The following is a 19940-nucleotide window of genomic DNA, read 5'->3' on the forward strand; positions in this document are numbered from 1 at the left end:
CCCTGCAAGAACTGCAAGAACAGCGAGAACTGCAAGAACAGCCGGTCAGCCGGTCAGCGGGGCCGCGGCGAGCGTCGCCACCGCCCACGTCAGGGGAGCGAAGACCAGCAGGAGGGCCGCCCCCCGCAGTGCGGCGGCCATGCGCAGGGAGCCTGCCGGAGCCCCCAACCCCCGCAGTTCGCCCATGGTCTCGGTACGGGTGCGACGCACGTCGACGGCGGTGATCAGCAGTGTCGCCGATGTACAGGCGATCACCAGTGCGGCCCCGAGGCCGGTCAGGGGACCGAAGGGCCGTGGCCCCTCACCCGCGAGCGTCCAGGCCGCGATCATCGCCGAAGCCACGGCACACACCACTCCCAGGGGGCGTCCGATCCGATGTGACTCGGCCATCAGGACCCGGCCCGCGAGCAGCCGTACCGCACCCGGTCGGAAGGTTTGCAGCAGTCGTCCGCAGAAGTGGGTCAGCGCCGGGCCGGCGATCGCCAGGCCCACGGCGGTCAGCGCCCAGCCGACGAGGACCCCCACCGGGTTGCTGTCGAGCTCCCCGGGCAGCTGGACCGATGCGCCGCCGTCCGTGTGGGCCGCGTACGTGCCGACCGCGAGGCCCACCGCCGTCAAGGTGCACCCCCAGGGCAGTCCGCCCGGCGCGGCGGGAGGCGCCGGGCGGGCATCGGGAGCAGGGTCGCCCTCCCGCGGACGCAGGGCGAGGGCCGCCGCGGCCGTGGCGCCCAGCGGGGCGAGCGTCAGGAGGGTCAGGGTGGCCGCGAAGGGCAACGGCTGCTCGGCGGCGAGCAATTCGGCTGCGGCACCATCGAAGGGCAGACCGGTGAGATCACCCCGTAGATGGAGGAAGAGCAGGAGGGCGAGCGCGCTGCCGAGGGTCCCCGCAACGGCGGTGGACGACGCGGAGAGCAGCGCCATCCGCCCCGGTCCCAGACCGATGGCGGACAGGCCGGTGCGCGGTCGGGTACCGGGGTCGGTACGGGCCACCGCCACCGCGAACTGGACGGTGGCGGCGAGCGGGATCGCGCACCAGGACAGGCGCAGCAGGGAAGCCGCCGAGTCCCCGGGGTGAGCCAGCGCATGGGTCAGCGCGCACAAGAGCAGAAAGCCGACTCCCGCGGACGCCGCGGCCACCAGCAGTCGCCGCAGGAGTACCAGGGGGTGGGCGCCGCGGGCTAGACGGAGAGCGAGCACTCGGCCCGACCTTCCGGTGCGGTGTCGGTCAGCGAGGTCACCCGACGGCCGTCGACGAGGACGGCGGTCCGGTCGGCGAGCGCCGCCACCTCGGGGTCGTGGGTGGCGAGCACCACGGTGACACGGTGGGAGCGGGCGGCTGCCAGCACCGTCCGCAGGAGGTGGGCGTGGTCCGAGCGGTGCAGGGACGCGGTGGGTTCGTCGGCGAAGAGGACGCCCGGGGTGGCCGCCAGCGCGCGGGCGGCCGTGGTGCGTTGCCGTTGTGCCTGGTTGAGCGCGTGGGGGCGGTGTCGGGCGAGATGTCCGATGTCGAGGCGTTCGAGCCACTCCAGAGCGGTCGCCTTGGCGCTGCGGCGTGAGGTGCCGCGCAGCAGCAGGGGGAGCGCCGTGTTCTCCCAGGCGGTGAGTTCCGGGACGAGACCGGGCTCGGGGCCGATCCAGGCGAAGTGGTCGCGGCGCAGCCGTTCGCGCTGGAGCGGGGGCAGGGTGTGGACGGGGGAGCCGTCGAACCAGACCTCCCCCTCGTCCGCGAGGGTCTGCCCGGACAGGCAGCGCAGCAGTGTGGTCTTTCCGCTGCCGCGGGGCCCGCATACGGCGAGGACCTCTCCCTTGCGCACCCCGAGCGAGACACCGGCGAGCGCGGGTGATCCGTTGTGGGCGTGGTGGAGGGCGCGTGCCCAGATCACATCGTTGTCCGGCGGGGCCACCATGGCGTACACCTCGGTTCTGATCAGATTCGTCGTCCCTCGTACGACGGAACGAAGCCAGGCCGATCGGTCACTCGCACGCTAGGCAGCCGGATGCGGGCTGCCGGGAAGCACACGGCCCGGGTGCGCGCCATCCACTCGGATGGGCGTACCCGGGCCGTGTTGCGGGGCCGAGATCAGACCGTGGCGGTCGTGATCAGAGCTTGGTCCACGCCTCGGTGAGGACGGTCCGCAGCACCTGCTCGATCTCGTCGAACGTCGTCTGGTCCGCGATCAGCGGCGGCGCGAGCTGGATGACCGGGTCGCCGCGGTCGTCGGCCCGGCAGTACAGGCCGTTGTCGTACAGCGCCTTCGAGAGGAAGCCGTACAGGACGCGCTCGGTCTCCTCGTCGGTGAAGGTCTCCTTGGTGGCCTTGTCCTTCACCAGTTCGATGCCGTAGAAGAAGCCGTTTCCGCGTACGTCACCGACGATCGGCAGGTCGTAGAGCTTCTCCAGCGTGGCCTTGAAGTTGCCCTCGTTGTCGAGGACGTGCTGGTTGAGGCCCTCGCGCTCGAAGATGTCGAGGTTGGCGATGCCGACGGCCGCGGAGACCGGGTGGCCGCCGAAGGTGTAGCCGTGCAGGAAGGTGTTGTCGCCCTTGTAGAACGGCTCGGCGAGCTTGTCCGAGATGATGCAGGCACCGATCGGGGAGTAGCCCGAGGTCATGCCCTTGGCACAGGTGATCATGTCCGGGATGTAGCCGAACTTGTCACAGGCGAAGGTGGTGCCGAGCCGGCCGAAGGCGCAGATGACCTCGTCCGATACGAGCAGCACGTCGTACTGGTCGCAGATCTCGCGCACCCGCTGGAAGTAGCCGGGCGGGGGCGGGAAGCAACCGCCCGCGTTCTGTACGGGCTCCAGGAACACCGCGGCCACGGTGTCGGCGCCCTCGAAGAGGATCTCCTGCTCGATCTGGTCGGCGGCCCAGCGGCCGAACGCCTCGGGGTCGTCGCCGTAGATCGAGGCACGGTAGATGTTGGTGTTGGGCACCTTGTGCGCGCCGGGCACCAGCGGCTCGAAGGGGGCCTTCAGCGCGGGCAGACCGGTGATGGACAGGGCGCCCTGCGGGGTGCCGTGGTAGGCGACCGCACGCGAGATGACCTTGTACTTGGTGTGGTGACCGCGCAGCTTCCAGTACTGCTTGGCGAGCTTCCACGCGGTCTCGACCGCTTCGCCGCCACCGGTGGTGAAGAAGACCTTGTTGAGGTCGCCCGGGGCCTCGTGGGCGAGGCGCTCGGCTAGCTCGATGGCCTTCGGGTGGGCGTAGGACCACACCGGGAAGAAGGCCAGTTCCTGGGCCTGCTTGTACGCGGTCTCGGCCAGCTCTATGCGGCCGTGTCCGGCGTTGACGACGAAGAGTCCGGCGAGCCCGTCGATATAGCGCTTGCCCTGGTCGTCGTAGATGTAGGTGCCCTCACCGCGAACGATGGTGGGGACGGGGTTGTGCTCGTACGACGACATGCGGGTGAAGTGCATCCACAGGTGGTCGTAGGCGGTCTTGGAGAGGTCGCTGCGGTTGCTCACGGCTATCGGGTTCCCCACGTGTAGGTCTGCTTCTTGAGCTTGAGGTAGACGAAGCTCTCGGTGGACCGCACACCGGGGAGGGCACGAATCCGCTTGTTGATCACTTCGAGCAAGTGGTCGTCGTCCTCGCAGACGACCTCCACCATCAGATCGAAGGAGCCCGCGGTCATCACCACGTACTCGCATTCGTCCATGCCGGTCAGCGCTTCTGCCACCGGGTCGAGGTCGCCCTCGACCCGGATGCCGATCATCGCCTGACGACGGAAGCCCACGGTGAGCGGGTCCGTCACGGCGACGATCTGCATCACGCCCTGATCGAGGAGCTTCTGGACGCGCTGTCGCACGGCCGCTTCGGAAAGGCCCACGGCCTTGCCGATCGCGGCGTACGGTCGACGCCCGTCCTCTTGGAGCTGCTCGATGATCGCGAGGGAGACGGCATCGATCGTCGGGGACGATCCGCTGCCGCTCCTGGAGTCTGCGCTTCGACTGGCCACCAGCTCACCATGCACCGGGAGTCGTCGCTCTCGCAAGCCCCGACCGATGAAATTCGTTGATATGTGCTGCCGATCTCACTGAATCCGTAGATTGGGGGTGCTGGGGCTATTGAAAACGTCGCTGGTGCGCTTAGGCTGGCCGCGACTCACCCATCGGAGATCTGACAGGAGGGGTGGCAACAATGACCACCGAGCTGCGACGTCTGCGCAACTACATCAACGGGGAGTTCCGGGACGCCGCCGACGGCCGGACGATTGATGTCATCAACCCCGCCACCGGAGATGTCTACGCTGCCTCCCCGCTCTCCGGGCAGGCTGACGTCGATGCCGCCATGGACGCCGCGGAGGCAGCCTTCCCCGCCTGGCGCGATGCGACCCCGGCCGAGCGGCAGCGCGTACTGCTCAAGATCGCGGACGCGGTGGAGGAGCGGGCCGAGGACCTGATCGCCATCGAGTCCGAGAACACCGGCAAGCCGCTGGAACTCGTCCGCACCGAAGAGATCCCGCCCATGGTGGACCAGATCCGCTTCTTCGCCGGTGCCGCGCGAATGCTGGAAGGCCGCTCCGCCGGTGAGTACATGGAGGGTTTCACCTCCATCATCCGCCGGGAGCCGGTCGGCGTCTGCGCGCAGGTCGCCCCCTGGAACTACCCGATGATGATGGCCGTCTGGAAGTTCGCCCCGGCGCTCGCCGCGGGCAACACCGTCGTCCTCAAGCCGTCGGACACCACCCCCGCGTCCACGGTGCTGCTGGCCGAGATCATCGGTGCCATCGTCCCCAAGGGCGTCTTCAACGTCATCTGCGGCGACCGTGACACCGGCCGCGCAATGGTCGAGCACCCCACCCCGGCGATGGCCTCCATCACCGGTTCGGTACGTGCGGGCATGCAGGTGGCCGAGTCCGCAGCCAAGGACGTCAAGCGCGTTCACCTGGAGCTGGGCGGCAAGGCCCCCGTCGTGGTCTTCGAGGACACCGACATCGCCAAGGCCGTCGAGGACATCGCGGTCGCCGGATACTTCAACGCCGGCCAGGACTGTACGGCTGCGACCCGCGTCCTCGTCCACGAGTCCATCCACGACGAGTTCGTGGCCGCCCTCGCCAAGACCGCGTCCGAGACCAAGACGGGTGCGCCCGACGAGGACGTGCTCTACGGCCCCCTGAACAACGCCAACCAGCTCGCCCAGGTCTCCGGGTTCATCGACCGGCTGCCGGCGCACGCCAAGGTGGAGGCGGGCGGCAAGCGCGTAGGGGACAAGGGGTACTTCTACGCCCCCACCGTGGTCTCCGGCCTCAAGCAGGACGACGAGATCATCCAGAACGAGGTCTTCGGTCCGGTCATCACCGTCCAGTCCTTCACCGACGAGGCGCAGGCGCTCGGGTGGGCCAACGACGTCGAGTACGCGTTGGCGTCCTCCGTGTGGACCAAGGACCACGCGCGTGCCATGCGGATGTCGAAGGCGCTCGACTTCGGTTGCGTCTGGATCAACACCCACATCCCGCTCGTGGCCGAGATGCCGCACGGCGGCTACAAGAAGTCCGGGTACGGCAAGGACCTGTCCGCCTACGGCTTCGAGGACTACACGCGGATCAAGCACGTGATGACGTCCCTCGACGGCTGACCCCAGCTTCGTGCCCCGCCCGGTCCCTCCGGTGCGGGGCACGGGCATGTCCGGGGCGACAGCGGGTCGGACGCGGGAGGACGCGGGGTGGTCCCCTACCCCCGCTGCACCCCGTCGACACGGGCATGTCCGGGTCGGACGCGGGAGGACGCGGGGTGGTTCCCTACCCCCGCTGCACCCCGTCGAATGATCGACAAGGTGTCCCGCCCCGCCGTCAGGGGTCGACGGACCGTCCATTGTCCACAGCCGGTCACACCGGACATCCTGCGCAGGTGTCAGCGCTACGGATGAATCCCATGTCACGGCGGTCCCTGCTGCGCGCGCTCGGTGCGGGCGCCGCCCTCGCCGGCGGTGCTGCCCTCACCGGCTGCGGGGTGCCGGCCGCCTATGTGCAGCCCGGCGATCGCGCAGGCCGGGACCGGTCGGCGCAGGATCGCAGCGTCCACTTCGCGAACTGGCCGCTGTACATCGACACCGACGAGAAGAACGAGTCCCGTCGGCCCACGCTGGCCGCCTTCACCGAGCGCACCGGAATCAAGGTCCGCTACACAGAGGAGATCAACGACAACGACGAGTTCTTCGGCAAGGTCAGTCCGGCCCTGATGAACCACCAGGAGACCGGCCGGGACCTCATCGTGATCAGCGACTGGATGGCCGCCCGATTCGTCCGGCTCGGCTGGGTGCAGGAGATGGACCGGGCCCGGCAGCCGAACGTCACCCGGTATCTGGACCCCCAACTGCGCTCGCCCGCTTTCGACGAGGGCCGGCTGCACAGCGTCCCCTGGCAGTCCGGGATCACGGGCATCGCCTACAACCGCAAGAAGCTCGGCCGGGAACTGCGGAGCACCGCGGATCTGTGGGCGGACGACCTGCGGGGGCGGGTCACCCTGCTCTCCGGGCTCGACGAGTCCTTCGCCCTCCTGATGCAGGGCGAGGGCGTGGACGTCACCCGCTGGACCGAGGACGACTTCCACGACATGTGCGACCGGGTGGAACGCATGGTGAAGCGCCGCCACATCCGACGCTTCACCGGCAACGACTACATCAAGGACCTCGACAGCGGGGACGTGCTGGCGTGCCAGGCGTACTCGGGGGACGTCATCCAACTTCAGGCGGACAACCCCGACATCGCCTTCGTCGTGCCCGAGGAGGGCGGCGAACTCTGGGCCGAGAGCCTGATGATCCCCAACCTCGCCCATCACAAGCGCAACGCCGAGGCGCTGATCGACCACTACTACCAGCCGGAGGTCGCCGCCGAACTCGCGAGCTGGGTCAACTACGTCTGCCCGGTGCCCGCGGCCCGTGACGTCCTGGCCTCCGCCAAGGACGAGGAGACCGCGGCCCTCGCCGAAGACCCACTGATCTTCCCCGACGACGAGATGCGCCGCCGACTCGCCATCGCCCGGGACATCACCTCCGCGGAACGGGTCCGGCTCGCACAGCGCTGGAACACGATCGCGGGTCTATGACCGGACCGTGGCCTGGCCGGACCGGGGGCTGGATCGTGGGTCGTGCCCAGGATGACCGAAGGGCCACCGGGGCGTCCGCGGTTCAGTTTCGCCCCTGCCCCGCCTTCCGTCCGGGCCGCATCGGTCGACGAGTCGGGTTCCATCGCCGGGCCCGGGAGACCCCGTGATGTCCCGTACGCCTAGGGCTTGCGGCCCACCGCGCCGTACTGCGCCACCCGTGGAGGCAGCTCCACGCCGTCCTCCACCCGCCAGTGCGCACAGCACACCACGCCCGGCTCCAGGATCTCCAGGCCGTCGAAGAACGAGGTGATCTCCGCCCCCGTACGAGCGGTGATGGGCGGGGTGGCGTTCTCGTTCCAGAACGCCATCGCGTCGGTGTTGCCCTCACCGCCGAGTTCCAGCGTCGGATGGGTGACCACCAGATGGCTGCCGGAAGGCATCGCGGACATCAGGGAACGGGCGATCGAACGGGCCTGGTCGGTGTCGAGCACGAAGTTCAGGATGCCCAGCATTATCACGGCCACCGGACGTGTCAGATCCAGTGCTCCATCCACGGTACGGACGGCACGGACGATCGCCTGCGGATCGTGGGCGTCCGCGTCGACGTACGAGGTCGCGCCCTCCGGGGAACTGGTGAGCAGCGCCCGGGCGTGGGCCAGCACGATCGGGTCGTTGTCGACGTACACGATCCGGGAGTCGGGGGCGATGCGCTGGGCGACCTCGTGGGTGTTCTCCGCGGTGGGCAGCCCCGTCCCGATGTCGAGGAACTGCCGTACGCCGAGGTCGGCGGTCAGATGGGTCACCGCACGCCGTAGGAACGACCGGTCCGCGCGGGCCACTTCCCCGATGCTCGGATAGAGGGCGGTGATGTGGTCACCCACGGCGCGATCGACCGGGTAGTTGTCCTTGCCGCCGAGCCAGTGATTCCAAACTCGGGCGTTATGGGCGACATCGGTACGGATTCGGTCATTCATCGGCGGCTCCTCGGCCGGAGGGGGGCGGGTGGTCCATCATGCCCGAAATGATCAAGTCGTCGTGGCCGGCGGGGAGTTCGGTACGCCTTCCGGAGTTGCGGCCGAGGACAGCACCGAACGCAGGGTGCCGATGCGGTTGCTGGTGATGGAGTCGATGCCCGCTGCCAGCAGTCGACGCATGGTGTGACGGGTGTCGGCGGTCCAGGCGGAGACCAACAGGCCGTCACGGTGGACACGATCCACGAGCCCCCGGCTGACCAGGCCAAAGCGGTAGTTGAGCGTGCGGGGGCGTACGGCGGCCAGGAGGACCGGGCGCGGCGGCGCCAGCGAGGTCCAGGTCAGGGCGATCTCCGCGGACGGATCGGCCGTGCGCACCGCGAGCATGGTGGCCGGTCCCGCGCAGTAGTACACCCGGTCCCCGGCTCCCCCTTCGCCGACCGCGCCCACGACCGTGCGTACCGACTCCGGTGTGGCACCCGGCAGATCGATCATCACGCGATGGTCCGACAGTGTGCGCAGGGCCTCGTCCAAGGTGGGCACGCCCTGCCCGGTCAGCCGGGCCACCTCGGTGTACGTGAGGTCCTTGAGCCGTCGGTCGTGGTTCCACAGGCGCTTCAGCGTGGCGTCGTGCAGCAGGACGGGTACGTGGTCCCGGGTCACCCGCACATCGATCTCCACCGCATCGGCTCCCCTGGCCACGGCTGAGCGGAGCGAGGGGAGGGTGTTCTCACGGGCGAGGTAGGGATCGCCGCGGTGTCCCACGGCGGTGACGGTAGGCATGGCCCCATTGTCACCGCACTTCACGGCGTCCGCTGCCGGGTGGACCGGATGCTGCGCAACCGCCCCACCCGGCAGTGTCGGCTTGCTCAGGGCACCAGCCAGGCCGTGGTGTAGGCGTCGATCTCGCCGCTGATCCTGGACTTGCCGGCGGGGTCGAGGAACGAAGCCTCCACGGCGTTCTTCGCGAGTTCCGCCACCCCGTGCTCATCGAGGTCCAGGAGTCGCGCCGCGACCGCGTACTCGGTGTTGAGGTCGGTACCGAACATCGGCGGGTCGTCGCTGTTGACGGTGACCAGCACTCCGGCCTCGACCATCTGCCTGATCGGGTGCTGTTCGAGGTCGAGGACCGCTCGCGTGGCGATGTTCGAGGTGGGGCACACCTCCAGCGGAATGCGGTGCTCGGCGAGATGGGCGAGCAGCGCCGGGTCCTGGACGGCGCTGGTGCCGTGCCCGATGCGCTCAGCCCCCAGATGACGGATCGAGTCCCAGATCGTCTGCGGTCCCGTGGTCTCACCGGCGTGCGGCACCGATCGCAGACCGGCCGCGATCGCCCGGTCGAAGTGCGAGGTGAACTGGGCCCGGGACACACCGATCTCCGGGCCGCCCAGCCCGAAGGAGACCAGCCCTTCGGGGCGCAGGTCCACCGCGAGCCGGGTGGTCTCGTCGGCCGCTTCCAACCCGGCTTCTCCGGGAATGTCGAAGCACCACCGCAGCACCACGCCCAACTCCCGCTCCGCCGCCTTGCGGGCGTCCTCGATCGCGTCCATGAAGGCCCGCTCGTCGATGCCGCGACGGGTCGAACTGAAGGGGGTGATCGTCAGCTCCGCGTAGCGGATGTTCTGGCGCGCCATGTCACGGGCCACCTCGAAGGTGAGCAGCCGGACGTCCTCGGGGGTGCGGATCAGATCGACCACCGACAGATAGACGTCGATGAAGTGGGCGAAGTCCGTGAAGGTGAAGTAGTCCGCCAGCGCCTCGGGGTCCGTCGGCACCTTGGAGTCCGGGTGCTGGGCGGCGAGTTCGGCGACGATCCTGGGGGACGCCGATCCGACGTGGTGCACATGCAGTTCCGCCTTGGGCAGCCCCGCGATGAAGGTGTGCAGATCGGTCATCGAGGTCCTCCGGGGCGATCGGGCGTAGTGGGCACGGATCATCGTAGGCGGCCGGTTCGTCCGTACGGTCGAGGCTTTAGCATGACCGCAGGACAATCGGGGGGAGAACCATGACTGATCACCCGTCCCAACCGATGGGCGGACAGGAACCGCACGACCCGTGGGCACCACCGGCTCCGGCCGCGCCGTACGGGGGATCAGGGCAGCCCACGCCTCCCTATCCTTCACCGCACGTCCACGACCAGCCCACCATCGCCGCCATGCCCGGTGCCGTGCCCCCGCCGTCCACCGGTTCGGTGCCGCCGCCTCCGGTGGCGCCCGGCGGTCCGGCCGCAGCCCCGGCGGGCCCATACGGATATCCGGCTGCTCCCGGTGCGCCGCAGCAGGGGCCTGCGGGGTATGCGCCCTTCCCGGGCTACCCGGGCTACGGTCAGCCGGGCCACCAGCCGCTGCTCCCACAGCAGAACGGGCTGGGCACCACCGCGATGGTGCTCGGCATCGTGGCCACGTTGCTCTTCTGTCTCTACGGCGTGGTCTCGATCGTCCTGGGCATCATGGCCATCGTCTTCGGCACCATCGGCCGCAAGCGCGTGCGGCAGGGCGAGGCGAACAACGGCGGGATGGCGCTGTCCGGGATCATCCTGGGCGTGATCGGCATTGTGCTCGGCGGGCTCTACGTGGCGTTGATCGTGTGGGGGATCGCCAGCGAGCAGATCTAAGGGCGGTCCCGCCAATACTCGGCGGGACAGCGCTTGGGGAGTGACTTCGAACGAGGACGCTCGTACGGACCGCGCCGGGGTGCTTCTACATCCCGGCGCTTCCCGTCCCCCATGAATTTCAGCGCGCGTCAGTGGGACTCGGCGAAGGTGCCTGGGCCGGGCGCTCTTGCCCGGAAGGCGATAGGAGCACCAGGGCCGGCGCCCGGAGCGGCTCCCTCTGACCTATGCCAGGTGGCGCGCAGGGCAGGAGCCCGCTCATCCCCGGTCATACGCGTGCCTATCCGGGCGGGTCTATCGCCCCCTGCGAGCCCCGCAGCTCCTCCCGGGCCTCCATCAGCGCGAATCCCAAGAGGTTCAGCCCCCGCCAGCGGGTCGGGTCCGCCGCCCGCTCGTCATCGGCCGTCATTCCGATCCCCCAGATCCGGTCCTGTGGGCTCGCCTCCACCAGTACCCGGTCTCCGGTGCCCAGGAGAAAGGCCCTGAGCTCCGGGAGCCGGCCGAACTTGTGGACGCTGCCACGGCGCACGATGTCGAAGCGCTCACGCTTCCACACACTCTCGTCGAAGCCGCGCACCAGCCGGCCGGCCTTCTTGGCCTCCGCCGGACTGTTGGCTTCGAGGGCCCGCCGCTCGGCCTCCGGGTCATCGAACAGCCTGGCCTTCTCCGCCATCATCCAGTGCTCGGCCGTCGCATAGTGCACTTTGTCCACCGTGAATGGTGAGGGCCACCACTGGCTGAGACAGCCCGCGCCGATCTTTCCGTCCGGACGCGCTCGGTGCCCCCAAAAGTGCAGATACTTGATGCGCTCACCACTGCTGACCTGCTGCATCAGCTCATCCATCGCCATGCACGCGAGTCTTGCATCCACCACTGACATTCCGTACGGGGAATTGCCCGTAGACGCGACAGATGGTCGACCGATTCCGTCGCGTAACCAAAAGGCAACAACGGAATCACTTGTTGGCTTAAGGGTGCTCTGTCAGGATCGGCACTCCATTCACGCTGGGACAACGACGTCGAGCGCCGGAATCTCGCTGTCCGTGGCCCTGCGGCCTCCCACCATCCTTCCGGCACGACCAAGGCACCGCCCGGCATGGTCCGGGCACCAATCAGTCAACATCCAGGGCGATGTGCATCGAACTGGGACTACGGAGACGTCATGGGCAACCGCGACCAGATGCAGGACCGTTTCGCCGGCGGCGCGCAGTACATCGCCGGAGAGCTACGGCCCGGCACCTCAGGGCGTACGCAGGACATCGTCGACCCGGCCACCGGTGAGACCGTCCTCGGCTACGAGCTGGCGGGAACCGCCGATGTGGACGCTGCCGTCGCCGCCGCCCGCGAGGCGTTCCCCCAGTGGGCGGGCGCCACCCCCGGTGAGCGCTCCGACGCCCTGCACAGCTTCGCCTCGGTGCTCGCAGCCCAGGCCGACGACTTCGCCCGGGCCGAGTCCCTCCAGTGCGGCAAGCCCATCAAGCTCAGCACCGAGTTCGACGTTCCCGGCACGGTGGACAACACCGCCTTCTTCGCAGGAGCGGCCCGCCACCTCCAGGGCCAGTCGGCCGGCGAGTACAGCGGTGACCACACCTCGTACGTACGCCGCGAGGCGATCGGTGTCATCGGCTCCATCGCCCCCTGGAACTATCCACTCCAGATGGCCGCCTGGAAGATCCTTCCGGCCATCGCCGCGGGCAACACCATCGTCCTCAAGCCGGCTGAGATCACCCCGCTGACCTCGCTGATGTTCGCCCAGGCCGCGACCGAGGCCGGTATCCCCGACGGTGTCATCAACATCGTCTCCGGCGCCGGCCTCGGCGCCGGAGAGCACCTGGTGGGCCACCCGGACGTGGCCATGACCTCCTTCACCGGCTCCACCGCCGTGGGCAAGCGCGTCGCCGAGATCGCCACGTCCACCGTCAAGCGACTGCACCTCGAACTCGGCGGCAAGGCCCCCTTCGTCGTCTTCGACGACGCCGACCCCGAGGCCGCGATCCAGGGCGCTGTCGCCGGATCGCTGATCAACTCCGGTCAGGACTGCACCGCTGCTACGCGCGTCTATGTGCAGCGCCCCCTCTACGACCAGCTCACCGCCGGCATCGCCGATGTGATGGCGAGCGTGCGGGTGGGCGACCCCTTCGACCCGGCCACCGACCTCGGCCCCCTGGTCTCGCACGCCCACCGCGACCGTGTCGCCGGCTTCGTGGAGCGGGCCCGCGCCTACGCCAGGGTCGTCACCGGCGGCGCCGTTCCCAAGGACCGCCCCGAGGGCGCCTTCTACCTGCCGACCCTGATCGCGGGCGCCGCCCAGGACAGCGAGATCGTCCAGTCCGAGATCTTCGGCCCGGTCCTGGTCATCCTGCCGTTCGACTCCGACGACGAGGGCATCGCACTCGCCAATGACACCCCGTACGGACTCGCCGCCTCCGCCTGGACACGCGACGTCTATCGGGCCGGCCGCGCCACCCGTGAGATCAAGGCCGGCTGCGTCTGGGTGAACGACCACATCCCGATCATCAGCGAGATGCCGCACGGCGGATACAAGGCATCGGGATACGGCAAGGACATGTCCACGTACTCCTTCGAGGAATACACGCAGGTCAAGCACGTCATGTACGACAACACCGCGGTGGCCGCGAAGGACTGGCACCGCACGATCTTCGGGGACAGATAGCCGATCGCCGCCCCCGTGCGCGGGGGCGGCCCCCATCCCGAAAGGGCACAGCTTTATGGACCGATACGAGTCCGAAGGTCCCAAGGACCTCTCCGGGGCCCAACTCGCTGCGATGCGGCGCACCCTCACCAGCGGCCGGGGCGCCCTCACCCGCCGTTCGGTGCTGCGCGCGGGCGGTGTCGGAGCGCTCGGCGTGGGTGCGATGGCCGCCCTGAGCGGCTGTGGCATCCCACCCGCCAAACGGGAGGGCGGGGCGCAGTCGTCCGATGACCACTCGGACAAGGAGAAGACACTCAGCTTCTCCAACTGGACCGAGTACATGGACGTCAGCGAGGACGAGAAGAGCCGTCCCACGCTGGTCGAGTTCACCAAGCGGACCGGTATCAAGGTCAAGTACACCGAGGACATCAACGACAACGTCGAGTTCTTCGGCAAGATCCAGCCGCAACTCGCCGCCGGCCAGCCCACGGGCCGCGATCTGATCAGCGTCACCGACTGGCTCGCGGGTCGGATGATCCGCCTCGGCTGGGCGCAGAAGCTGGACGCCTCGCTGCTGCCGAACGCGTACGCCAATCTCTCCGCGCAGTTCCGCAGTCCCGACTGGGACCCCGGCCGGGCCTACTCGTACCCCTGGACCGGTATCTCCACCGTCATCGCCTACAACTCGAAGGCCACCGGTGGCAAGAAGGTCGACTCGGTCGCCCAACTCCTCGACGACCCCACCCTGAAGGGTCGCGTCGGCTTCCTCACCGAGATGCGCGACACCGTCGGAATGGCCCTCCTCGACCTTGGCAAAGACCCCGGGAAGTTCACCGACGCCGACTTCGACGCCGCGATCGGCCGGCTGCAGAAGGGCGTCGACAAGAAGCAGATCCGCCGCTTCACGGGCAACGACTACACCTCCGACCTGGACAAGGGCGACCTGGCCGCCTGTCTCGCCTGGGCCGGGGACGTCATCCAACTCCAAGCGGGCAATCCGGACATCAAATACGCGATCCCGGCCGCCGGATACATCACCTCCAGCGACAACCTGCTGGTCCCGGCCGGTGCCCGGCACCAGAAGAACGCCACGCGGCTCATCGACTACTACTACGAGCCGCCGGTGGCCGCCCAGCTCGCCGCGTACATCAATTATGTGTGCCCCGTCGAGGGTGTGGCCCCCGAGCTGGCGAAGATCGATCCCGCTCTGGCCAGCAACACCCTGATCATTCCGGACCGGGCGATGGCCGCCAAGTCCCACGCCTTCCGCTCGCTGAGCGCAGCGGAGGAGAAGGCGTACGAAGAGAAGTTCGCCAAGCTCATCGGTGCCTGAGCCCGCCCCGCCCATGCGCCGAACCACCCAGCGCCCCCGTCCTCGTCTGACCGCAACCCCTGGGAACGCGACCCATGACTGACACAACTGCGGGCGGAGATGTCCGCCTCTCCGGGATCAGCAAGAACTACGGCTCCTTCCAAGCCGTCCATCCCCTCGATCTGACCGTTCCCCAGGGCTCGTTCTTCGCGCTGCTCGGCGCCTCCGGCTGTGGAAAGACCACCACCCTGCGGATGATCGCCGGCCTGGAGGACCCCAGCACCGGAAGCGTGTTCCTCGGCGACCGCGACGTCACCGGGCTGCCCCCCTACAAACGCCCCGTGAACACGGTGTTCCAGAGCTATGCGCTCTTCCCTCACCTGTCGATCGCGGAGAACGTCGCCTTCGGCCTGCGCAGGCGCGGTATCAAGTCAGTGAAGAAGCAGGTCGGCGAGATGCTGGACCTCGTACAGCTCGGTGATTTCGCCCAGCGCAAGCCGCACCAGCTCTCCGGCGGCCAGCAGCAGCGCGTCGCCGTGGCCCGGGCCCTGATCAACCACCCGCAGGTCCTGCTGCTCGACGAGCCGCTCGGCGCGCTCGACCTCAAGCTTCGACGCCAGATGCAGCTGGAACTCAAGCGCATCCAGACCGAGGTCGGCATCACCTTCGTCCATGTCACCCACGACCAGGAAGAGGCCATGACCATGGCCGACACCGTCGCGGTGATGAACGGCGGACGGGTGGAGCAGCTCGGCGCCCCCGCGGAGCTCTACGAGAACCCGCACACCACCTTCGTCGCCAACTTCCTCGGCACCTCCAACCTGATCGAGGCCACGGTGGTCTCGTCGGGTGGCGGCGAGGTGGCCGTCAGTGCCGCGGACGCCACCCTGAAGCTCCCCGTCGACCGCTGCGCCACCACGCCCAGCACCGGCGGCAAGATCCTGGTCGGCATCCGGCCCGAGAAGATCTCCCTGACCCACGCCGATGAAGCGGACGGGATCGGCCCCGGCCGCAACCGGCTCACCGGCACCATCGCCGACTCCAGCTTCATCGGCGTCTCCACCCAGTTCATCATCGACAGCCCCGTCTGCCCGGAGCTGGAGGTGTACATCCAGAACATCGAGCGGGACCCCCGGCTGGTGCCCGGCGCCCAGGTGGTCCTGCACTGGAACCCGGACCACACCTTCGGGCTCGACGCGGCCCAGGACATCGACGCGGGCGTGGAGACGGTGGGGGAGACCTCATGACCGCAACCGCCACCGCCGCCGCGGCCGAAGCGGGAGTGGTCCACAAGCCGTCGCTGCGCCGCAAGCTGGTGCCGTACTGGCTGCTGCTCCCCGGCATCCTCTGGCTGCTCGTTTTCTTCGCGCTGCCCCTGGTCTACCAGGCGTCGACCTCGGTCCAGACCGGGTCCCTGGAAGAGGGCTTCAAGGTCACCTGGCACTTCCCGACCTACTGGGACGCCCTCACCGAGTACTGGCCGCACTTCGTGCGCTCGGTGCTCTACGCGGGCACCGCCACGATTCTGTGTCTGCTGCTCGGCTATCCGCTGGCGTATCTGATCGCGTTCAAGGCCGGCCGCTGGCGCAATCTGCTGCTGGTCCTGGTTATCGCGCCGTTCTTCACCAGCTTCCTGATCCGCACCCTGGCCTGGAAGACGATCCTCGCCGACAGCGGCCCGGTGGTGGAGACGCTCAACACCATCGGCTTCCTGGATGTCACCAACTGGCTGGGGATGACCGACGGCAGCCGGGTGCTCGCCACTCCGCTCGCCGTCGTCACCGGTCTGACGTACAACTTCCTCCCGTTCATGATCCTTCCGCTCTACACCTCCCTGGAACGGATCGACACCAGGCTCCACGAGGCAGCGGGAGACCTCTACGCGAAGCCGTCGACCGCCTTCCGCAAGGTGACCTTCCCGCTGTCCATGCCGGGTGTGGTCTCCGGGACCATGCTGACCTTCATCCCGGCCAGCGGTGACTACATCAATGCCGAACTGCTCGGCTCCACCGACACCAAGATGGTCGGCAACGTCATCCAGTCGCAGTTCCTACGGGTGCTCGACTATCCGACCGCGGCGGCGCTCTCATTCATCCTCATGGCGGTCGTCCTGATCGTGGTCACGATCTACATTCGCCGGGCTGGAACGGAGGACCTGGTCTGATGCGTTGGCTACGGCGCAATATCATCGTGATCGCGGGTCTGCTGACGCTCGCGTATCTGATCCTGCCGAACATCGTCGTCATGGTGTTCTCCTTCAACAATCCGGCCGGAAAGTTCAATTACTCCTGGCGCGAATTCTCCACGGAGGCATGGCAGGACCCCTGCGGTGTCGCCGATATGTGCGGCTCGCTGGTGCTCTCGCTCCAGATCGCGTTCTTCGCCACGATCGGGGCGACCGTACTCGGTGCGATGATCGCCTTCGCCCTGGTCCGATATCGCTTCAAAGCCCGCGGCACGATCAATTCGCTCATCTTCCTGCCGATGGCGATGCCCGAAGTCGTGATGGCCGCCTCACTGCTCACGCTGTTCCTGAACCTCGGCGCCCAGCTGGGTTTCTGGACCATCCTCATAGCGCACACCATGTTCTGCCTCAGCTTCGTGGTGGTCGCCGTCAAAGCGCGGGTCCTTTCCATGGACCCACGGCTCGAAGAGGCCGCGCGGGATCTCTATGCGGGACCGGTGCAGACCTTTTTGCGGGTCACTCTCCCCATTGCCGCACCGGGAATCGCCGCGGGCGCGATGCTCGCGTTCGCGCTGTCCTTCGACGATTTCATCATCACCAATTTCAACTCGGGTAGCACGGTCACCTTCCCCATGTTCGTATGGGGCTCGGCACAGCGCGGCACACCCGTTCAGATCAATGTCATCGGTACGGCCATGTTCGTCATCGCCGTACTGATCGTGGTCGCCGCCCAGCTGATCAGCAGCCGGCGGAAGCACAGCGCACGATCCAAGTAAGGCCCGCACCCGCGGGTCCTCGAAGGAGTGGAAACCATGGCCCCAGCTGCCATGACCTTTGCCTCATCCCTGTCCGACGCCCAGCCCGTGCCGTACTGGCTGGACGACCCGGACAAGCCGGCGGCGCTGCCCGCGCTCACCGGCGACGACCGTTGCGATCTCCTGGTCGTCGGCGGTGGCTACAGCGGACTGTGGACCGCACTGCTCGCCAAGGAGCGCGACCCGGCCACCGAGGTCGTCCTGATCGAAGGCCGCGAGGTGGGCTGGGCCGCCTCGGGCCGCAACGGCGGCTTCTGCGCCGCATCGCTGACCCACGGCCTGAGCAACGGGCTGGCGCGCTGGCCCGGGGAGATCGATCGACTGGAGGAACTCGGCGCCCGAAACCTCGACGGCATCGAGGAGACGGTCGCCCGCTACTCGATCGACTGCGACTTCGAGCGCACCGGCAGTCTCGACGTCGCCACCGAGCCCTACCAGGTGGCCGAGTTGGCCGAGATGTACGAGGAGACCCAGCGGCTCGGCATTGAGGGGCTCACCCTCCTCGACCAGGACGCCGTGCGTGCCGAGGTGAACTCGCCGATCTTCCTCGGCGGGCTGTGGGACAAACGGGGGACGGCCATGCTGCACCCCGCCCGGCTCGCCTGGGGCCTCAAGCGCGCCTGCCGGGAACTCGGCGTGCGGATCTACGAGAACACCCCCGGCCTCGACCTCGCCACGGCCGGGGCGGGCATGGCCGTGCGCACCCCCTACGGACGGGTCTTCGCGAGCCGGGTCGCGCTGGGCACCAATGTGTTCCCCTCCCTGGTCAAGCGGGTGCGGCCGTACACCGTTCCGGTCTACGACTACGCGCTGATGACCGAGCCGCTCAGTCCGGCCCAGCTCGCGGAGATCGGCTGGGGCGGTCGGCAGGGGCTCGGCGACGTTGCCAACCAGTTCCACTACTTCCGGATCACGGCCGACCACCGCATCCTGTGGGGCGGCTATGACGCGATCTACCCGTTCGGCGGCAAGGTCAGCGCAGAGCTGGACCATCGTCCGGAGACCTATCTCAAGCTCGCCGAGCACTTCTTCCGCTACTTCCCCCAGCTGGCGGGGCTGCGCTTCAGCCATGCCTGGGGCGGTGCCATCGACACCTGCTCGCGCTTCTCGGCGTTCTTCGGTACGGCGCACGGCGGCCGGGTCGCCTATGCGGCGGGCTACACGGGCCTGGGCGTGGGGGCGACCCGGTTCGGCGGCGATGTGATGCTCGACCTGCTCGCGGGGGAGCGCACCGAGCGCACCGAGTTGGAGATGGTCCGCAGCAAGCCGCTGCCCTTCCCGCCCGAGCCGGTGGCCTGGGCGGGCATCGGGATCACCAAGTGGTCGCTGGCGCAGGCGGACGCCAACGGGGGCCGTCGGAACGTCTGGCTGAAGACGATGGACCGACTGGGGCTGGGCTTCGACAGCTGAGTACCGGCTGAGTACTGGTGAAGACCGGCTCAGCTCATTGAACGGGCCGCGGCCCTGATTCCCGGATCGCGCTGTCCGGGCACCGGGGCCGCGGTCTTGTGTGCGGTGCCTCCCGCAGGGCCCGTACCCCTGGCTCGTACCGACCCGTATTGCTCCGGGCCGTATTGCTCCGGCCCGTATTGCTCCGGCCCGTATTGCTCCGGCCCGTACCACCCCCGGTCCGAACCCGGGCGCCAGGGGCGCACAACCGTGATCTTGGCGTGACGCAGTTCACTACTAATGAGTAGCCAAAGTCGCGTCATACCCGGCGCCCACCCCGCTCTCCCCGTGTGCAGGTCGATGTTCACCACACACGGAACGAAAGTTGGAGGCCGGGCGATGACTGCCTCGGGGGTCAAGACAGCGGTGGAGTGGCTGGCGTCGGTGGCGCCGAATCCGGATGCCTGCCGATGGGAGTGGGAGCGCAACCCGCTCGGGATCACGCTCCTGCCGGCGGGACACCGGTGGGACGTATTGATCCTGCCGGCCGAACTCGGCTATCCCACCTTGGACGTCCTCCAGCGGTTGGTCAGTCGGCCCGGACCGGTGCTGGCTGACTTCGGCGATGCCCGGATGGGCTTCTTCGTCCCCGCTGGCACGGCCGGTCGCTGGCTGGGTACGGGCATTCGCAGTGCAGGTCAGGGCACGTGGATCGTGGTGCCCTACCCCGGCCGGGCGAGCACCGGGGGCACACGGTGGCTGATCGCTCCGGACGGTTCGGGGCACCTCAACGACCCCCTGCTGTTGGAGTTGGCCATGCATGAGGCGGCGGCCGTGCTGGCCCGTCATGAGGGTGAGTGAGGGTCCCGGTGTCTGTGAGAACTCTTGACAACCTTATTGGTCTGGACCAAATTGACGGCGACTTGACCTCCCAACCCCCCATGTACCGGAGGT

Annotated in this window: 18 protein-coding genes; 10 read left to right on the top strand and 8 right to left on the bottom strand. The window is 68.3% G+C overall.

The window, feature by feature from the left end; all coding sequences use genetic code 11:
- Positions 1 to 45 precede the first annotated feature (45 nt).
- From OID54_RS27555 to OID54_RS27570, 4 genes are all read right to left on the bottom strand, one after another.
- Positions 46 to 1197, bottom strand: a complete 1152-nt coding sequence (locus OID54_RS27555; protein ID WP_329023774.1) for a hypothetical protein — start codon at positions 1195 to 1197, stop codon at positions 46 to 48.
- Positions 1179 to 1907, bottom strand: coding sequence for an ABC transporter ATP-binding protein (locus OID54_RS27560; RefSeq protein ID WP_329023776.1), 729 nt, complete (start codon positions 1905 to 1907; stop codon positions 1179 to 1181). Before OID54_RS27560 ends, OID54_RS27555 begins: the two co-directional genes overlap by 19 nt.
- Positions 1908 to 2100: 193 nt before the next feature.
- Positions 2101 to 3486, bottom strand: a complete 1386-nt coding sequence (locus OID54_RS27565; RefSeq protein ID WP_329023777.1) for an aspartate aminotransferase family protein — start codon at positions 3484 to 3486, stop codon at positions 2101 to 2103.
- Complete coding sequence (locus OID54_RS27570) at positions 3471 to 3962, bottom strand: Lrp/AsnC family transcriptional regulator (RefSeq protein WP_329023779.1); 492 nt, start codon at positions 3960 to 3962, stop codon at positions 3471 to 3473. Before OID54_RS27570 ends, OID54_RS27565 begins: the two co-directional genes overlap by 16 nt.
- A 182-nt stretch (positions 3963 to 4144) precedes the next feature.
- On the opposite strand from OID54_RS27570, the gene OID54_RS27575 reads away from it, so the two are divergent.
- Together OID54_RS27575 and OID54_RS27580 are read left to right on the top strand one after the other, a co-directional pair.
- Positions 4145 to 5581 carry a gamma-aminobutyraldehyde dehydrogenase gene (locus OID54_RS27575; protein ID WP_329023781.1) on the top strand — a complete coding sequence of 479 codons (1437 nt, stop codon included), beginning with the start codon at positions 4145 to 4147 and terminating at the stop codon, positions 5579 to 5581.
- Positions 5582 to 5877: 296 nt separating this feature from the next.
- Positions 5878 to 7050, top strand: a complete 1173-nt coding sequence (locus OID54_RS27580) for an ABC transporter substrate-binding protein (protein ID WP_329023782.1) — start codon at positions 5878 to 5880, stop codon at positions 7048 to 7050.
- Positions 7051 to 7229: 179 nt separating this feature from the next.
- Here OID54_RS27580 and OID54_RS27585 read toward each other — a convergent pair whose 3' ends face one another.
- The 3 genes from OID54_RS27585 to OID54_RS27595 all read right to left on the bottom strand — a co-directional run bounded on the left by OID54_RS27585 (position 7230) and on the right by OID54_RS27595 (position 9916).
- A complete protein-coding gene (locus tag OID54_RS27585) occupies positions 7230 to 8024 on the bottom strand; it encodes an SAM-dependent methyltransferase (protein WP_329023783.1) in 795 nt (264 codons plus the stop codon).
- 51 nt (positions 8025 to 8075) lie between these two features.
- Positions 8076 to 8804, bottom strand: a complete 729-nt coding sequence (locus OID54_RS27590) for a glycerophosphodiester phosphodiesterase (protein ID WP_329023785.1) — start codon at positions 8802 to 8804, stop codon at positions 8076 to 8078.
- An 86-nt stretch (positions 8805 to 8890) separates the two neighbouring features.
- Complete coding sequence (locus tag OID54_RS27595; protein WP_329023787.1) at positions 8891 to 9916, bottom strand: adenosine deaminase; 1026 nt, start codon at positions 9914 to 9916, stop codon at positions 8891 to 8893.
- Positions 9917 to 10026: 110 nt separating this feature from the next.
- Between OID54_RS27595 and OID54_RS27600 the strand changes: the two genes are divergently transcribed.
- Positions 10027 to 10635: a DUF4190 domain-containing protein gene (locus tag OID54_RS27600; protein WP_329023789.1), complete on the top strand. Its 609-nt coding sequence runs from the start codon at positions 10027 to 10029 to the stop codon at positions 10633 to 10635.
- Between the two features lie 277 nt (positions 10636 to 10912).
- On the opposite strand, the gene OID54_RS27605 is transcribed toward OID54_RS27600, so the two are convergent.
- Positions 10913 to 11482, bottom strand: coding sequence for an NADAR family protein (locus tag OID54_RS27605; RefSeq protein WP_443055683.1), 570 nt, complete (start codon positions 11480 to 11482; stop codon positions 10913 to 10915).
- Positions 11483 to 11794: 312 nt separating this feature from the next.
- Between OID54_RS27605 and OID54_RS27610 the strand changes: the two genes are divergently transcribed.
- The 7 genes from OID54_RS27610 to OID54_RS27640 all read left to right on the top strand — a co-directional run bounded on the left by OID54_RS27610 (position 11795) and on the right by OID54_RS27640 (position 19847).
- Complete coding sequence (locus tag OID54_RS27610) at positions 11795 to 13306, top strand: gamma-aminobutyraldehyde dehydrogenase (RefSeq protein ID WP_329023793.1); 1512 nt, start codon at positions 11795 to 11797, stop codon at positions 13304 to 13306.
- Positions 13307 to 13361: 55 nt separating this feature from the next.
- Positions 13362 to 14618 carry a polyamine ABC transporter substrate-binding protein gene (locus OID54_RS27615; protein WP_329023795.1) on the top strand — a complete coding sequence of 419 codons (1257 nt, stop codon included), beginning with the start codon at positions 13362 to 13364 and terminating at the stop codon, positions 14616 to 14618.
- A 74-nt stretch (positions 14619 to 14692) separates the two neighbouring features.
- Entirely contained in the window at positions 14693 to 15844 is a 1152-nt protein-coding gene (locus OID54_RS27620) for an ABC transporter ATP-binding protein (protein ID WP_329023797.1), read from the top strand.
- The gene (locus OID54_RS27625; RefSeq protein ID WP_329023799.1) at positions 15841 to 16761 is read left to right on the top strand and encodes an ABC transporter permease; all 921 of its coding nucleotides are present in this window, start codon (positions 15841 to 15843) and stop codon (positions 16759 to 16761) included. Before OID54_RS27620 ends, OID54_RS27625 begins: the two co-directional genes overlap by 4 nt.
- Complete coding sequence (locus tag OID54_RS27630; RefSeq protein WP_329023800.1) at positions 16761 to 17558, top strand: ABC transporter permease; 798 nt, start codon at positions 16761 to 16763, stop codon at positions 17556 to 17558. Before OID54_RS27625 ends, OID54_RS27630 begins: the two co-directional genes overlap by 1 nt.
- Before the next feature lie 36 nt (positions 17559 to 17594).
- A complete protein-coding gene (locus OID54_RS27635) occupies positions 17595 to 19007 on the top strand; it encodes an NAD(P)/FAD-dependent oxidoreductase (RefSeq protein ID WP_329023803.1) in 1413 nt (470 codons plus the stop codon).
- 378 nt (positions 19008 to 19385) lie between these two features.
- Positions 19386 to 19847, top strand: a complete 462-nt coding sequence (locus OID54_RS27640; RefSeq protein WP_329023805.1) for a hypothetical protein — start codon at positions 19386 to 19388, stop codon at positions 19845 to 19847.
- Positions 19848 to 19940 lie beyond the last annotated feature (93 nt).

This window comes from Streptomyces sp. NBC_00690 (assembly GCF_036226685.1).
GTDB lineage: Bacteria > Actinomycetota > Actinomycetes > Streptomycetales > Streptomycetaceae > Streptomyces.

What these genes read in the sequence shown, in the direction of transcription:
- OID54_RS27605 (WP_443055683.1), bottom strand. Translation starts at nt 11,482, where the DNA reads ATGGCGATGGATGAGCTGATGCAGCAGGTCAGCAGTGGTGAGCGCATC.
- OID54_RS27585 (WP_329023783.1), bottom strand. Translation starts at nt 8,024, where the DNA reads ATGAATGACCGAATCCGTACCGATGTCGCCCATAACGCCCGAGTTTGG.
- OID54_RS27590 (WP_329023785.1), bottom strand. Translation starts at nt 8,804, where the DNA reads ATGCCTACCGTCACCGCCGTGGGACACCGCGGCGATCCCTACCTCGCC.
- OID54_RS27620 (WP_329023797.1), top strand. Translation starts at nt 14,693, where the DNA reads ATGACTGACACAACTGCGGGCGGAGATGTCCGCCTCTCCGGGATCAGC.
- OID54_RS27635 (WP_329023803.1), top strand. Translation starts at nt 17,595, where the DNA reads ATGGCCCCAGCTGCCATGACCTTTGCCTCATCCCTGTCCGACGCCCAG.
- OID54_RS27575 (WP_329023781.1), top strand. Translation starts at nt 4,145, where the DNA reads ATGACCACCGAGCTGCGACGTCTGCGCAACTACATCAACGGGGAGTTC.
- OID54_RS27630 (WP_329023800.1), top strand. Translation starts at nt 16,761, where the DNA reads ATGCGTTGGCTACGGCGCAATATCATCGTGATCGCGGGTCTGCTGACG.
- OID54_RS27595 (WP_329023787.1), bottom strand. Translation starts at nt 9,916, where the DNA reads ATGACCGATCTGCACACCTTCATCGCGGGGCTGCCCAAGGCGGAACTG.
- OID54_RS27615 (WP_329023795.1), top strand. Translation starts at nt 13,362, where the DNA reads ATGGACCGATACGAGTCCGAAGGTCCCAAGGACCTCTCCGGGGCCCAA.
- OID54_RS27560 (WP_329023776.1), bottom strand. Translation starts at nt 1,907, where the DNA reads ATGGTGGCCCCGCCGGACAACGATGTGATCTGGGCACGCGCCCTCCAC.
- OID54_RS27625 (WP_329023799.1), top strand. Translation starts at nt 15,841, where the DNA reads ATGACCGCAACCGCCACCGCCGCCGCGGCCGAAGCGGGAGTGGTCCAC.
- OID54_RS27640 (WP_329023805.1), top strand. Translation starts at nt 19,386, where the DNA reads ATGACTGCCTCGGGGGTCAAGACAGCGGTGGAGTGGCTGGCGTCGGTG.
- OID54_RS27600 (WP_329023789.1), top strand. Translation starts at nt 10,027, where the DNA reads ATGACTGATCACCCGTCCCAACCGATGGGCGGACAGGAACCGCACGAC.
- OID54_RS27610 (WP_329023793.1), top strand. Translation starts at nt 11,795, where the DNA reads ATGGGCAACCGCGACCAGATGCAGGACCGTTTCGCCGGCGGCGCGCAG.
- OID54_RS27580 (WP_329023782.1), top strand. Translation starts at nt 5,878, where the DNA reads ATGTCACGGCGGTCCCTGCTGCGCGCGCTCGGTGCGGGCGCCGCCCTC.